The sequence below is a fragment of the Bacillus sp. L75 genome (assembly GCF_003676355.1).
GTDB lineage: Bacteria > Bacillota > Bacilli > Bacillales > Bacillaceae > Bacillus > Bacillus velezensis.
In genome coordinates this window covers 1-339 of the sequence record NZ_ML064967.1, presented here as the reverse complement: position 1 = coordinate 339, position 339 = coordinate 1, and the positions used below count along the sequence as shown (strand labels likewise).

1 protein-coding gene is annotated in these 339 nt (G+C 39.2%); it reads right to left on the bottom strand.

Translation table 11 applies throughout. The annotated features are described in order from the left end of the window. Positions 1–339: recombinase RecT (locus tag D5S11_RS19750; protein ID WP_206504730.1), on the bottom strand; the 339-nt coding region annotated here is incomplete at both ends.

Sequence of the window (339 nt, the reverse complement as noted above, 5' to 3'; positions counted from 1 at the left end):
CTGCCGCTTGGTCTTCGGTTACATCTTCAAACTTTTCAACTTTTAACCATGGCAAGTATTGGGCTGGGTCTTTATCAATTAATAAATCTTGCAGTTCACGTATAGGATTTTCAACAAATGGCGTTACATCTTTCTCAGCAGTAATACCCTCACCGTTATCATTAAGCATTTGAATAGCTGAACCAAGTCTTTCACACTTTGGCCAGTACTTATAAGCACGCTTAACAACTGTTTTACGAATCATTTCGCCTTCGTCGGTTTTCCACGGGCCATTATTCTTTTTGAATGCTTCAGAGCGTCCGCGAATTTCAAATATTTCAGCAATACTCATTTCTTCAG